Annotated in this window: 13 protein-coding genes, 2 tRNA genes and 1 rRNA gene; 9 read left to right on the forward strand and 7 right to left on the reverse strand. The window is 43.7% G+C overall.

Annotated features, from left to right (window positions below; genetic code table 11):
* Positions 1-170 (reverse strand): DUF4372 domain-containing protein (locus A37S_RS28405; protein ID WP_157278873.1); only part of this gene is annotated, 170 nt, incomplete at its 3' end.
* Positions 171-327: 157 nt separating this feature from the next.
* On the opposite strand from A37S_RS28405, the gene A37S_RS0121525 reads away from it, so the two are divergent.
* The 6 genes from A37S_RS0121525 to A37S_RS0121550 all read left to right on the forward strand — a co-directional run bounded on the left by A37S_RS0121525 (position 328) and on the right by A37S_RS0121550 (position 3,739).
* Positions 328-975, forward strand: coding sequence for an alpha-ketoglutarate-dependent dioxygenase AlkB family protein (locus A37S_RS0121525; RefSeq protein WP_342663616.1), 648 nt, complete (start codon positions 328-330; stop codon positions 973-975).
* Positions 976-1,289: 314 nt separating this feature from the next.
* Positions 1,290-1,967 carry a hypothetical protein gene (locus tag A37S_RS0121530; RefSeq protein WP_028298748.1) on the forward strand — a complete coding sequence of 226 codons (678 nt, stop codon included), beginning with the start codon at positions 1,290-1,292 and terminating at the stop codon, positions 1,965-1,967.
* 148 nt (positions 1,968-2,115) lie between these two features.
* On the forward strand, positions 2,116-2,859 hold the full coding sequence (locus A37S_RS0121535) for an NADase-type glycan-binding domain-containing protein (protein WP_157279003.1): 744 nt from the start codon (positions 2,116-2,118) through the stop codon (positions 2,857-2,859).
* Between the two features lie 19 nt (positions 2,860-2,878).
* On the forward strand, positions 2,879-3,403 hold the full coding sequence (locus A37S_RS0121540; RefSeq protein WP_028298750.1) for an STM3941 family protein: 525 nt from the start codon (positions 2,879-2,881) through the stop codon (positions 3,401-3,403).
* 154 nt (positions 3,404-3,557) lie between these two features.
* Positions 3,558-3,630: transfer RNA gene (locus A37S_RS0121545), tRNA-Phe, on the forward strand.
* A 34-nt stretch (positions 3,631-3,664) separates the two neighbouring features.
* Positions 3,665-3,739: transfer RNA gene (locus A37S_RS0121550), tRNA-Val, on the forward strand.
* A 105-nt stretch (positions 3,740-3,844) separates the two neighbouring features.
* On the opposite strand, the gene A37S_RS0121555 is transcribed toward A37S_RS0121550, so the two are convergent.
* From A37S_RS0121555 to A37S_RS0121575, 5 genes are all read right to left on the reverse strand, one after another.
* Positions 3,845-5,170, reverse strand: coding sequence for an OmpA family protein (locus A37S_RS0121555; protein ID WP_084164008.1), 1,326 nt, complete (start codon positions 5,168-5,170; stop codon positions 3,845-3,847).
* Between the two features lie 404 nt (positions 5,171-5,574).
* On the reverse strand, positions 5,575-5,790 hold the full coding sequence (locus A37S_RS0121560) for a hypothetical protein (RefSeq protein ID WP_028298752.1): 216 nt from the start codon (positions 5,788-5,790) through the stop codon (positions 5,575-5,577).
* 88 nt (positions 5,791-5,878) lie between these two features.
* The gene (locus tag A37S_RS0121565) at positions 5,879-7,021 is read right to left on the reverse strand and encodes a dipeptidase (RefSeq protein ID WP_245586444.1); all 1,143 of its coding nucleotides are present in this window, start codon (positions 7,019-7,021) and stop codon (positions 5,879-5,881) included.
* Between the two features lie 76 nt (positions 7,022-7,097).
* Entirely contained in the window at positions 7,098-8,726 is a 1,629-nt protein-coding gene (locus tag A37S_RS0121570; RefSeq protein ID WP_028298754.1) for a M28 family metallopeptidase, read from the reverse strand.
* A 253-nt stretch (positions 8,727-8,979) separates the two neighbouring features.
* On the reverse strand, positions 8,980-9,609 hold the full coding sequence (locus A37S_RS0121575; protein ID WP_028298755.1) for a LysE family translocator: 630 nt from the start codon (positions 9,607-9,609) through the stop codon (positions 8,980-8,982).
* 153 nt (positions 9,610-9,762) lie between these two features.
* Between A37S_RS0121575 and A37S_RS0121580 the strand changes: the two genes are divergently transcribed.
* Positions 9,763-10,212 carry a deoxycytidylate deaminase gene (locus A37S_RS0121580; protein ID WP_028298756.1) on the forward strand — a complete coding sequence of 150 codons (450 nt, stop codon included), beginning with the start codon at positions 9,763-9,765 and terminating at the stop codon, positions 10,210-10,212.
* A gap of 81 nt (positions 10,213-10,293) precedes the next feature.
* A complete protein-coding gene (locus A37S_RS0121585; protein WP_028298757.1) occupies positions 10,294-10,854 on the forward strand; it encodes a type 1 glutamine amidotransferase domain-containing protein in 561 nt (186 codons plus the stop codon).
* 94 nt (positions 10,855-10,948) lie between these two features.
* Here A37S_RS0121585 and A37S_RS0121590 read toward each other — a convergent pair whose 3' ends face one another.
* Positions 10,949-12,022 (reverse strand): mechanosensitive ion channel family protein, encoded by a 1,074-nt coding sequence (locus A37S_RS0121590; RefSeq protein WP_028298758.1) that lies wholly within the window; start codon positions 12,020-12,022, stop codon positions 10,949-10,951.
* Between the two features lie 475 nt (positions 12,023-12,497).
* Here A37S_RS0121590 and A37S_RS0121600 point away from each other — a divergent pair.
* Positions 12,498-12,781 (forward strand): 16S ribosomal RNA (locus A37S_RS0121600); the annotation flags it as partial.

Consider the following 12,781-nt stretch of genomic DNA (forward strand, 5'->3'; position numbering starts at 1 on the left):
ATTCCGAACAGCATCGTCATGAGTTGTGTCCATGAATCAAAGGTCTTGTAATAGCGGTCAGACCGGTGCTTGCTCACAAGCATCTCAAATTTGTTCCTTGGAATAAAACCTAATAATTGTTTGAAGATTGGCTGACCGACTAATTTCTTTTCTGTATTTTTATCACTCATATTTTTAGTTTGTCGTAAAACCAAAATATGAAAAAAGGAGCTTGCCAGATATGGCAGCTCCTTAAATTATTTTTTGTCGGTCAGTAGTGAAATTAAATAAAAAACGAAGCAAAGATTTAAAGGCCAATTCGCACTTCTCACGGGCGGAACAAGCGGAATGGGATTTGCCACGGAACAAAGTATCAAAAATGGAAGAATGAAACTATTTGACGACACCATCGACAAAACCAAAAATTGGTTGCCACAAGACGGAACGGTAAACTATTATGGCAAAGTATTCAATCAAAAAGAAGCCGACCATTATTTAGAAAAACTACTAAACAACATTGAATGGAGAAATGATGAGGCGATTATTTTCGGGAAGAAGATCGTAACCAAACGAAAAGTGGCATGGTATGGCGAAAAACCTTTTGAGTATACTTATTCCAAGGTTACCCGACGTGCCTTATGGTGGACAGCAGAATTGTTGGAACTAAAAAATAGCATTGAAAAGGAAACAGGCGAAACTTTTAATTCCTGTTTGCTGAACTTGTATCATAACGGAAATGAAGGAATGGCGTGGCATAGCGATGAGGAAATTGACTTGAAGAAAAACGGTGCAATTGCCTCGCTGACTTTCGGTGCTGAACGGAAATTTTTACTGAAGCACAAGCAAACCAACGAGAAAGTAGACATGATTTTGGAACACGGGAGCTTGTTGGTAATGAAAGATAGGACACAAACGTTTTGGTTACATCGTCTTCCGACAAGCAAACGCATTATCCAACCGAGAGTAAATCTGACATTCAGGACAATTGTTCGCTAAACCCTCACCTCTTGATCGTCATACGGCAACATGGCCGTCACAAATAAATCCCCCAGATCGAATCTCGGTACAGTACACTTGTTTTGTGGTAAATGTACGTGTCCTTCTCCGTCAAGCCTATTTTGACTTGCTTCAGCTTTCTGAAACACGAAAGCCTACTATTGGATAAGCCGCGCATAAAGTTACCTTAGAAAACCAAATAGTAACATCTTCGAAAACCGTTGTTTTTGAGTTTCAAACGCAGAATATACCTGAATTCCGTTATTGTTCAGTCCTTGCTTTGGGCATATTTTTGTTCTAAAAGCAATATTATTATGTTATTCTCGATTCAGACCTTTTTAGTACCAGTTTCAGAAAGCGAGCATTTGCTCGAAAACCCATTGAGCCGTCAAACGGAACAACTCTGGTTGGTGATCTATCAGGAAGAGGTAGGCACTGCTGTTACGTACACCGTATCCAAACGGTTGCGGGGGGCTTACTTCACGGCCGAGGGCCAAGAGATTCCGTCAAAAAAATGGACCAAAGAAATGCAGGCCCTGTTTAACGAGCGTAAATCCACAGCTAAGCTCAAGCCCTCATCGACGAAAGTTCTCTGGCGCGGTTGGCTCATGATTATCATCGGCATCATAGCGATCGGTGGTTTGAGCTATTCTCTTTATGACATCGTAAATGGCGGGCAGAACAAAGAAGCCAGGTTAATTAGCTTGAAGGATGACATAGAGTCGGGAGACTTGCTGTTCGGCTATTATTTCTTTCGCAACACCGATGAGGCGGGTTACGGATGGGTGCGAGTGGCCGGATTGCAGGGCACGACACTGTCTATTCAATTCAGCAGTGATAAGGGTAACAAGAGTGAAAAACCGGGAGATTATAGCACGGATTCTTTTGACGATACGATTTATGAGGTAAGTGGCAAAATGGAATATCAGATGTTGGTACTTGAAGCACTTGATAGTTCATTTATTTTTCGGGTCTTAGAAAATGCCGATTAATTGATTTCATGGAGACTTATAAATCGCCATCTATGCAACAAGCGCAAAAAATCGGTTGCGGCCCATCTACACATGCGGGCGAATCCTGATTTCCGTGATGTTTGCTTCGTGGATATTGATTATTTTGGAGGAAACACTGCATCCGGATATGGATAAAAGAATCGTTCATTTCATTGTTTTTTTGCTGGGTACGTCCGCATGTCTTTGGGCTCAAAGTCCTAAAGGCATCCCCGAACTGAAACCATCCAAAGTACTCAAATTTGATTTTGGGGAAGAGCAGCTAGCTTTTTGGTCGGAGGCAGAAAGCTATATGGCCATACAACTGGAATCTGGAAAAGATATCTATTCACCAAGCTTTTATGAAAAAGCCAATGAACGGGAGAAGACCTTTCTCGACAGCTTGGAGTCGGGAGATAGTCCCTACAATACGGATCATAGATCCAGGTATTGGGGCAACAATTGGCCATATGCTACCGATCTTATTCGACAGGAGGAAGAATACCCTGCGTATGACTTTAGCCTTGCAACCCAGTGGCTGTCTCGGACAGGAACGGACGGGGTGGGCGAAAAAATCACCTATATCTTTGAGCCGGCAGGAGACTCTGAAATCCGAGAAGTCCTCTTCTTCCCTGGGAATATGCGAACCGCTATCGAATGGCAAAAGTATAGTCGACCGGCCAAAGTGAAGTTGCGCATAAACGATACGGAAATAGCCATACTTTGCTTAAATGATGAAAACGCCGGACAAGTATTTGAGATACCGATGACCGCTTCTTATCTTGAAGGAATGCATATCGTCGTGGAATGTGAGATCTTATCCGTGTATCCTGGAAGCGAATTCAAGGAAAGCGCTATTTCGGAAATCAATTTTAATGGAACTAATATTTTGTAAAGGGTTTTGATTTTGTCGTATGGAAAAGATAACTATTTCCCTAAGTAGAAAGAAAACAGCCGGTTTGTTGGTACTCGGAATCGCTTTCGTCGTATTAGGTTTGTTTTTCATCCTCACTCCAGAAACTTTTACGACGATCCGTATGAACAGCCCTTTGTTCGTCAGGGGAATGGGGATTGTTTCAGTTCTGTTTTTTGGAGCTTCGACGTTCTATGGCGTAATAAAGATGTTTGACAAAGGGGCGGGGCTGGTCGTCGATGAGCACGGTATATACAACAATTCCAATGCGACGAACATTGGATGGATACTTTGGGAAGATATAACGAAAATTGCTACGCAAAAAGTAGCTTCAACCAATTTTATTTTAATCTACGTGTCGAATCCCGAGGAATATATCGACAAGGCCAAGGGGCTTAAGAAAAAGCTGATGCAAGCCAATCATAATATGTATGGAACACCGCTATCCATCACATGCAACACGCTCAGCTATCGTTTCAGCGAACTAGAAGAGCTGGTTATGGAGTGGTGGAAGGTGAAGTGTTAAAGTGGGAGCTTACGTAGATGTTCTTTTTTGAGCCAGCCGAAGCAAAATAACATGCTTAGGATAGGCATTTTATCTCGCTCTTCATTTTTTACCGTGAAAAATAGTTTTGTACATTGCGGGAAAAGTCTATATTTGCAGCTCAAACAGCGAATTTGGTACCATAGCTCAGTTGGTAGAGCAAAGGACTGAAAATCCTTGTGTCCCTGGTTCGAATCCAGGTGGTACCACAGAAGCTTCTATTAGAAGCTTTTGTTTTTTTCAGGGAAATTAGCTCAGTTGGTTCAGAGCACTACCTCGACAAGGTAGGGGTCACTGGTTCGAGCCCAGTATTTCCCACTTCTATTGCCTTTTTCCCTGATTTGCTTATGGATTTTTAGCTACAAGATCGGTTTTCCATTCCTTTGAGCCACTTGCCAACAAAAATCCAGATTTTAGAGACGTTTAAAGCTTGATAAATTCCACGCGCCTGTTCTGGGCTTTTCCTTCGGCAGTTCCGTTGTTGCCCACGGGCTCGCTTTCGCCCTTGCCATTGGTCTCCATGCGATCGCCATTGATGCCAAATTCGGTAGACAAGGCTACTTTTACGGCTGCGGCCCGTTCTTTGGAGAGCTTCAGGTTCAGCTCGTCACTGCCATCGCTATCGGTATGGCCGATGATGGAAACCTTAACGCCTGGGTTTTCTTGTAGCACCGATGCAATCTCTTTCAGTACGCCATACGACTCGGGCTTGATAACCGCCGAACCACTATTGAAATAAATGCCCGTGGTGCTGAACCGGCCTTCGGTGATGAGTTTGCTACGTGTATCTGGAGCACCTACCGCCAAGCGGATATTGCTGATATAAATTTCCTCTCCATCCTTGGCGGCATCTCGGCTAAAGACAAGGCCATTGTAACTCACGGTTTTGTCAAAAGCTCGGGGCAGATCCCAAACCTTTTTCTCGTCTACATATACGCGCAGGCGTTGTTGCTGACGCCAGATGGAGACCTTCACCATATTGCGGTCACGGTTGTTAAAGGCTTCAAGAGCGGTCAACTTATTCTCCATGGTTTTCTTCCCATTACTCCACAGTTCGTATGCAGTATGGCCACGAGCTGCGCCTCCGGCATCTTGGGGATGTAGGATGACGACGACTCCACTGGTTTTCCCATGACCAAATCTGCTCCAGGCGATAAAATCGTTCGCACCAGACAGCTGTGCCATGGAGATCATCAAGGGTTGGCTGTAGAAGCTGTAGCCGGGCGTTACGGCCAAATCAAATTCCATCGTGAAATTCTCCGGCAGATCGGTCACAAACTCTGGCGATACGCTTCCCTTGGTTGTCAGGGCCAGCCATTTGGCACCCGATCCGTCAATGGTCTTGATCTCTCCACTGGCGTTGGTATTCCATTTGGCCGGGAAATCGCCTACGGCATCCTGTGCAAAATCTTCTACCACCAGCACTTTCTCGCCTGGCACGAAGTCAAAATGGCCATAGGACGCGAATGTTTTAGTGGCAGTTTCCGCTGCTTGGCCATCAATGCCATTTGTTGGGTCGCTGTCGGTCTTCCCTTTGTCTTGATTGGTTTTGCTCCCGGACTTCTCTGCATCAAACACCTTATCCAATGCATCGTCCGTTTTCTTTGAAGCTTCCCTTTCCACTCGTCGTTCCACGGTGCGTTCGACGGATTTTTCAGCTTTCTTGGCCAGTTTTTTCAGCACTTGTGCAGATGTGGTACCTGTACAGGTCAGTATCAACCAGATACCTACTATTGTTAAACGATTCATAATTTTTATAATTTGATAGTTTTGCTTTACTTTTTTTGTCGTCAACTGAGCCATGCAGTCTTCTCTCACACAAAGATGAAAAAGGCTCCACAGTACGGCAATACCCATAAAGGGGTAATTGTTCATTTACCCCAAGTTGCTGCCGTGGCTGGTAGACGCCATTAAATCATTTGGTGTATCAAGTTAAGTACATATGCCTCTAGGCTCTTTCGCGCATTGCCGGCAAAAATAGAGGTGAAAAAGTAATAAGGGAGTGTTCAGCCAGTGGCCGACAAGGTAATACTCCTGCCATTCTAGCGTCAGGGATTGTGCGATGGAAATGGGGGGAGTATGGCGAATGAGGAAGCTATCCAAAAGAAGGATGCCAAAGCTGATCTTTTATAGCAAAAACAGTTTTCCGAGCTTTATAGATGATACTGTTTCTTGATGCTGTCTTCAGAAAGAAAACTAGCAAATTCCCATCTGTAGAGAAAACTTAAAAAAGTAGCTAGTTCATATTTCTCTGCTATACTCAACTTGGCAACGATAGCTTTAATAGCTGCCTCATGTTTTTTCCTTTTGAGTTCATAGAGTCTGTTGGCCACCTCTAGCCAACGGTTGTTGAAAAATGTGGCTTTCATCTTTTTGTCTTTTAATTACCTAATATAACAATACACATGAAAGTAGGTTTTGTTGAATAAATTTTTCGAATCATATAGTGGCAGCTCGCTATGCTCCCTTATTAGTCCGCAGAACACGGATTACATTGCCTCCGAGTATTTTTTGAATGTCCGCTTCCGAATAGCCTCTTTTTAATAGCTCCTCCGTGACTTTGGGATAATCGGCCACGCTTTCCATGCCTAAAGGGAAAGATTCCGCACCGTCAAAGTCTGCCCCAAGGCCCACGTATTCTATCCCTGCCAATTGCACGATGTGGTCGATATGATCGACGATGGAGGAGATAAGGGGTCTTATGGCAGCGGCTTCTTCTGGGTATTTGGCCGTTAGTTCGTTTGCAATCAGGTATTCGCTTCCGCTTCCTTCCCCATATTTTGCGGTCAATGACTTGATTTCGGCATCGTGTTTTTTCAGGAAGTTCTGTTGCTTTCGTTGATAGGTTGAATCGAGGAAGCCGCTGTAGAAGTTGACACAAATGACGCCCTTGTTCTTGGCTATGGCCTTGATCTGTTCGTCCTTGAGGTTTCTGGGCACGGGATTGAGTGCATGGGCGCAGCTATGTGATACAATGACTGGTTTGTTCGTGATGGCAAGTGCGTCGTAAAAGGTCTTTTCGCCCACGTGAGACAAGTCGACCATCACTCCCAACAGATTGAGGCGCTGTACTACCTGTCCGCCAAAGTCGTTGAGACCGGCATCTTGTGGCTTCACCTTTCCTGATGCCTCCTCGGCAGCAGAGCTGGCCCATGATGTACTATTGTTCCACGTGAGGGTTAGGTAGCTCATGCCACGTTTGGCCAAGCTATCAATATAGTCCAGACGATCTTCTATCATATGGCCACCCTCTACACCTATCAATGCTGCCAGCTTTTGCTCTTTGACCGCTTGTTCTAGTTCGGTGGCGGTTCTCACCAATGTAATTCGCTCCGGATAGCGATCTATCAAACTGTAAAGGGAGTCGATTTCACGGTTGGCTAGTTCATAGCCACCCGTTTCATCGCACCAGATAGAAAAGAATTGTGCGTTCAATCCACCCTCTTTTGCGCGGATCAAATCGAAATTTCCGGTAGTTTGTAACCGACCGATATCAATGCCCGATTCTATTTGGTTGAATAGAATGTCGCCATGTGTATCTATCAAGATAGCGTTCTGGTGAATCTGCTTGGCGTCCTTATTTATTGAAGTGCAAGACATCAGCAAGGCTACGCCTATGAAAAATATGTTGTGACGTTGTTGGTGCATGTAGGATATCAATTTAATGTGGTGTCTTTTATTTCCTAAACCTATCGCCGAAGAAATCGCCTTTATTCCATTGAGGTACCTCTAAGGTGTCGGCAATGAAATATCCAATCAAAAAATTTAGTTTGGCATGTGTGGCGGCTCCGTCAAAATCAAATGCTTGGTTCATGTCATCCTTGGGGGTGTGATAAACCTCGGTGCGCCAGGCGACGTCGGACTTGGAACGGTCTACCGTATCGGACGCTACGGTTTTGAATCCGCTTTTGATGAAAAGTGAAGGAATACCCTGCTTGATGAAGCTGAAGTGGTCACTCCGTATAAATACGACCTGCTGAGGAAAAGGGTCTGGACTGATATCTAGTTGGAGTACACTTGCTGCTTGCGTTACCTCCTTATTCAAGCTGGAATGTTGTGCTCCGTAGGGTACGATATCCAGTACAGGATGGAAGAAGAAGGGCATGTCCAAGGCCAGATTAGCTACCATCTTACCCTTTACAGTAGGGTTGTTGGCAAAATAATCGGAGCCGAGCAGTCCCGATTCCTCTGCGGTGACCACGGCAAATATAATGGATCGCTTGGGAGCAATCTTCAATTGCTGGAATGCCTTTGCCGTTTGCAGGACGATGGCTACACCAGAGGCATTATCGTGGGCACCATTATAAATAGAGTCGCCATCCACAGCTCTGCCTATGCCAAAATGATCTACATGAGCGGCGTAGACGATATATTCGTCTTTTAATATCGGGTCGCTGCCCGGAATCAAGCCAATGAGGTTCTGGCTTTCTACGGCCTCGGTTTCTGTGCTTACTTCCACCTTTGCGCGATAGGGTACGGTAAACGATTGTGTTTTTCCGCTCAGTAGCTGCTGGTATAGTTGTTCCAAATCTTTATCCATTCCTTTAAAAAAAGCGATTGCCTTGTCAGGTTGGAGGGTGGCGAGTGCCCTCAGCGATGCATAAGAATTTCCGGCATTTCCATCAGCAGCCACCCATCTAAATTGCCCCGTGGCTGCACGGGCCACGGTAGCATCCCAAGGATAACGGCTGGCCAGCGCAATGGACATAGCCCCAATGGCTCCTCTTTTTTCTGCTTCTTGATGCTTTACGGCGGCAGAAGTGAAATAGGCACGCTCATTATTGCCAAATGTTTCGGGGGCTTGCTCTATGAATAATACAACCTTGCCTTTTACGTCCAGGCCTTGATAGTCGTCATAGCCTAGCTCTGGAGCAGAGATGCCAAAACCGACAAATTCGATTGGGGCATCGACCTTAGATTGTGCGCCAAAAAAGTAAGGATTTAACAAGTAGTCCCTTTCGTATGTCCATTCTTCGTTCGTGCTCTCATCATAAAATACCAAAGAAGATCGTTTTGGGATTACAGAGCCTTTGACCAGAGGTACTTTTTGAACGTAGGTATTGTTCTCTCCGGCAGGTAGCAGCCCCAGTGATACAAACTGTGATTCCACATATTTTGAGGCGAGCGCAAAGCCCCTCGTTCCAGGTTTTCTTCCCTCAAGGAGATCATCGGCCAAAAAGCTCATCGTTCCCTTGATTGCATGGCCATTTACGGCATCTAGGCCTTGCTGGTAGGGGGCTTGCGCAGAACTAAAGGTTGGACAAAGGATGGTAATGCCCACTAAAAGTGTAATACTTGTTTTCATATGCCGCATTCAATTTAATTTCTAAGTAGAAAGTGATGGTGCTATTCCATACACCAAATGTGAAGCTTAGTGTACATGTGTCTGTCAAAAATAAACTAAAGTGACGTTAATTTAAGCGAAATGATATCGTTTTTTTGTGTTTTATTTCTAATTTGGGATTTGGGGAGCCTTAGAGGGAATGTTTTTTTTCAAAAATAGGGGGGTACCTGGATTTGAAGAGGTCAAAGGAAAATAAAGAGGGACGAGGTTAGTGCTAAATAGTATGTTGCGTGAAGACCAATTGATACATCAATCGGAGCGCGATGATTATGATCAAAGCGCCTGCAAATTTGTTGATGTTATTGAGCACCTTCTCTTCAATCTTATGGCTTAACTTATCTGCATAGAACGCTTTGGTACAGTCTGACGCTAATTGGGTGAGCAGTACACTGGCAAAGAAGGGAACAGCCTTATTGATGTTAAAACTGCCATTGGCAGAAACGAAACCGCTAGTAAGTCCTATCCAATAAAAAAGTAAGGTGGGATTGCAAATGCACATGAACAATCCCTTGAAAAAAAAGCCGCCATGTTCTTTTGTAGACAGGCATCTTTTTTTGTTGATCTTGATGGTTTTTATGAGGTGCTTGATGCCGATGACTAGCAGAATCAAGCTACCAATGATGCCTACGGGAATAAGAAGTTGCTTTTCTCTGCTAATGAAAGAAGACCCATACAAAGCGATCGATACATATAGTATATCACAAGTGAATATGCCAAATGCAAAGGCGGCGCCCGCATAAAAGCCTCTCTCCATGCTGTTTCGAATAAGTGAAAAAAACGCAGGGCCAGTTAAAAAAGACAATAATAGACCTAGACCTATACCAGAAATTATGGTGTCAATCATGTTATTTTTTCTCTTTGGTCGATTTGCAAGTATAGCAAAAAATATATTAATGTAAAATTTCTCGATTTTGACAGCCTATATTTTTGATCCTATGAAATGTGGTTTATTGTTTCTGTACTTCTATTTTTGTGATCAAATAAATTATTCTGAAAAATGACAAAGCCGACCTTCGATGAAATATATATGAATTTGGCACTGGAGCTTTCCAAGCGATCTCATTGCGTGAAAGCAAAAGTGGGGGCCGTCTTGGCAAAAGATACTCGAATTATATCCATTGGCTATAATGGTCCGCCTTCTGGTACACACAATTGTGATGAAGAATGGCCGGAAAATGGTTGCCCTAGAGATACAAAAGGCAGCTGTAGCCTAGCGCTACATGCTGAAGAAAACGCCATTTTATTTGCCGTAAAAAATGGTGCTGGATTACAGGGGGCTACACTTTATACCACCTTGTCTCCTTGTTTACCCTGTGCCCGGCTCATCTATTCGGCAGGTATATCCAAAGTTTACTTTCGTTACTCTTATGCCCAGTTTAAGGGGTATGCTTCTGACGAAGGGGTAGACTTTCTAAATCGCTTTGGAGTCAACGCGGAACAGTTTTAGCTGTAACAGAAGCGAAAAGATATGAAACCATATCGTGTTCTTATATGTAGTATTTATATCTACTAATAAAAACAAATTATTATGGAATCGTTGAAAAACAGAAAAATAGCCATCCTTACGGAAGATGGCTTTGAGGAAATTGAGTTGACTAGCCCCAAGAAAGCATTAGAAGAGGCTGGGGCAAAAGTGGAAATTGTGTCGCCCAAAAAAGGAACCGTTCGTTCTAAGGAAGGTGATGACTGGAAAGGTGATTTTCCTGTCGATCGCGAGCTGGACTCTGCAAAGGAAAGTGACTATGACGGATTGTTGTTGCCAGGCGGTGTTATAAATCCAGATAAGCTAAGGGTAAACAAAAAGGCCTTGGCATTTGTGCGGGACTTTTTCAAGTCTGGCAAGCCGGTAGCGGCAATATGCCATGGCCCCCAAGTTTTGATAGATGCGGAGGTAGTGGAGGGAAGGCGTTTGACATCCGTGGCGGCAATCAAGCGTGATTTGATTAACGCTGGAGCAAAATGGGAAGATAGCGAGTGTGTGTGCGATGAAGGTCTTGTTACTTCTCGTACACCAGATGATCTTCCAGCTTTCAATGCGAAGATTGTTGAAGAGTTTGCCGAAGGTAAGCATGCCGAGCAGCATGCCTAAGGTGCAAATAAGGTGAATAAAAAAAGGCAGCCAACATTGTTTAGGTTGCCTTTTCTATATCTACAGTTGATGGTATGGCACAAGCGGAAGACTCTTATGCTTGAGCTTGCTCTAAGGCAATCCTAGTCCTACTAAGTGCTTCGGGATAATTTGTCCTTATGAAGTTGATCATGTTTTCCCTGACGTAACAACGAAGATCAAAGGCTTCGCCAGAATTTCTGCAGCTCATCAAACAGCGTATTTCCATGGTCTTTTCCCTAAAATCCGTTACTTGTAATACATTGACTTTTCCATCCCAAAGTTTATTAGCATGCAATAGGCGAGAAAGCTCCTCTCTGACTTCTCCAACTGGCAATGTGAAATCGGTATACAAAAATACAACGCCAAGTATCTCGGCACTTGTTCTGGTCCAGTTCTGAAAGGGTTTTTCTATGAAATAGTTGATAGGTAGTACCAGTCTACGCTTGTCCCATATATTGATCACCACATAGGTGAGGTTTATCTCCTCTACTTTTCCCCATTCGCCTTCCACGATGAGCACATCGTCCATGCGCAATGGTTGGGTGAAGGCTATCTGAAAACCTGCTAATAGGTTTCCCAGTGATTTTTGTGCAGCGAAGCCAATGATGATGCCTCCGATACCAACGCCAGTAAGAAGCCCGGCACCTATTTTTCGCATACTTTCGAAACTTAGTAATATGATGGAAGCCATCACGATTACGATTAAGGTGACAACCAACTTTCTGATAAACTGTATTTGTGTTCTTATTTTCCTTTCTTTCAGGTTGTCTTCTTTATTGATGTCAAATTTGTGAAACAGGTAGTCTTCGAGAATTCGTATGATTCTGATTAGTATAATGGCGAATGCCACGGTGATGCTCGTCTCTATCAATTTATCTAAAAAAGCCAGGGACGTATCGTTTAGGCGCATCAGAGGCAGTAAGACGTTAAATACGATGAGTGGAATAAAGACGGTTAAGGTTTGGTTGAAATGTTTTAATATGGAACGCCATATCGAATAGGGCAAATTGGGTTTTGCCTGTTTCTTTAATATGGGGCTTAACAGCATGCGAATAAGTATACCGATGAGGATGGAGATTGAAATAATCAGTAAATTCCAAATAGGTGATGGGATGTTTTGTGCTACTTGTTGAATCTTTTCGTTCATGTTTTTTGATTTTTTTGGAGTAGGTGGCTGGATTTAAGAAGCCATATAGTTTGCTTTAAAGCTTACAAAATAGAGAACGTTTTGTTTTTTGAGGCCATTGTTTTTTTTGAGAACTTTTTTTTCTTTCAATCAATCAGCTTGTTATAAATACTTTTGGAAAAAACATAAAAAAAATGTTGTGAGAATACGACAAATATCTACCTTTGCACACCGCAAAACAAAAAAGGTAGTGTCCTAAAAAAGGAAAAAATATTTTGCGATTTTGATTTAAATATCTACCTTTGCAGCCCGCAAGAAAGGAATTGCGGATCAGAAACAGAGAGCTTAAAAGGCGCTTGTTTCACGAGGCCAAAGCGCGAAGCGGAGGCAATAAGGTTCTTTGGAATATTGGAAAGAATAGCAGCTATATAAGCATCTTCGAATGTTTGGTTAATTGGATCTTCGTGATCAAGAACAAAACAAGAGAAACACAATTACAATGGAGAGTTTGATCCTGGCTCAGGATGAACGCTAGCGGCAGGCCTAATACATGCAAGTCGGACGGGATCCAGTAGCTTGCTACTGGTGAGAGTGGCGGACGGGTGCGTAACGCGTGAGCAACCTGCCCACGTCAGGGGGATAGCCCCTCGAAAGAGGGATTAATCCCGCATGCGACGGATGGCCCGCATGGGTCTTCGGTCAAATATTCATAGGACGTGGATGGGCTCGCGTGGCATTAGCTGGTTGGCGGGGTAACGGCCCACCAAGGCGACGATGCCT

The sequence above is a fragment of the Olivibacter sitiensis DSM 17696 genome, from assembly GCF_000427965.1.
Classification (GTDB): domain Bacteria; phylum Bacteroidota; class Bacteroidia; order Sphingobacteriales; family Sphingobacteriaceae; genus Olivibacter; species Olivibacter sitiensis.

Coding starts and splice junctions, on each gene's coding strand:
- A37S_RS0121525 (WP_342663616.1), top strand. CDS start 328: ATGGGATTTGCCACGGAACAAAGTATCAAAAATGGAAGAATGAAACTA.
- A37S_RS0121530 (WP_028298748.1), top strand. CDS start 1,290: ATGTTATTCTCGATTCAGACCTTTTTAGTACCAGTTTCAGAAAGCGAG.
- A37S_RS0121535 (WP_157279003.1), top strand. CDS start 2,116: ATGGATAAAAGAATCGTTCATTTCATTGTTTTTTTGCTGGGTACGTCC.
- A37S_RS0121540 (WP_028298750.1), top strand. CDS start 2,879: ATGGAAAAGATAACTATTTCCCTAAGTAGAAAGAAAACAGCCGGTTTG.
- A37S_RS0121555 (WP_084164008.1), bottom strand. CDS start 5,170: ATGAATCGTTTAACAATAGTAGGTATCTGGTTGATACTGACCTGTACA.
- A37S_RS0121560 (WP_028298752.1), bottom strand. CDS start 5,790: ATGAAAGCCACATTTTTCAACAACCGTTGGCTAGAGGTGGCCAACAGA.
- A37S_RS0121565 (WP_245586444.1), bottom strand. CDS start 7,021: ATGTCTTGCACTTCAATAAATAAGGACGCCAAGCAGATTCACCAGAAC.
- A37S_RS0121570 (WP_028298754.1), bottom strand. CDS start 8,726: ATGAAAACAAGTATTACACTTTTAGTGGGCATTACCATCCTTTGTCCA.
- A37S_RS0121575 (WP_028298755.1), bottom strand. CDS start 9,609: ATGATTGACACCATAATTTCTGGTATAGGTCTAGGTCTATTATTGTCT.
- A37S_RS0121580 (WP_028298756.1), top strand. CDS start 9,763: ATGACAAAGCCGACCTTCGATGAAATATATATGAATTTGGCACTGGAG.
- A37S_RS0121585 (WP_028298757.1), top strand. CDS start 10,294: ATGGAATCGTTGAAAAACAGAAAAATAGCCATCCTTACGGAAGATGGC.
- A37S_RS0121590 (WP_028298758.1), bottom strand. CDS start 12,022: ATGAACGAAAAGATTCAACAAGTAGCACAAAACATCCCATCACCTATT.